Source organism: Treponema sp. R6D11 (assembly GCF_054786075.1).
Genome location: NZ_BDHD01001001.1, coordinates 1 through 416 on the forward strand (window position 1 = coordinate 1; position 416 = coordinate 416).

The following is a 416-nucleotide window of genomic DNA, read 5'->3' on the forward strand; positions in this document are numbered from 1 at the left end:
ATTCTATAGTATTCCCATTTTTCACAGAGTCAAAAAAACGGGCCGCTGATTTCTCGTCCTTAAAATAAAAATGATTCACAGTGTATATCTGGTCCTTTACATTTCCTTTAGTTAAAAAATATTCCGCCCCTCCCCGCGCGTCAAACAACTTGAACGCCGTCGCCCAAAACCCGGAGTCATATTCCCGGCGTTCGACTATCAGGTCGTTTTTCTTTTTCCCGTACACCTGTATTGCCGTACCCTCAATCCCAAGATCGTTCTCAATCTCTTCTTTGCTTAATGAAGGGCCCCATTCTTCTGAAAAAACGTCGTCGTCTTTCCCCATCTCTCTTATTATCTTAATCATTTCCACTATAAAAACGATCATCCGTTTTAAAAGCACTATTCTCATGATTATGTTAGCGCTCACCAGTAAC

Annotated in this window: 1 protein-coding gene; it reads right to left on the reverse strand. The window is 41.3% G+C overall.

Annotation, left to right across the window (positions count from 1 at the left end; genetic code table 11):
* Positions 1 to 391, reverse strand: a 391-nt coding sequence (locus tag ACYVTD_RS17200; protein ID WP_461248856.1) for a hypothetical protein, incomplete at its 3' end; no start/stop codon positions are given.
* Positions 392 to 416: the final 25 nt, after the last annotated feature.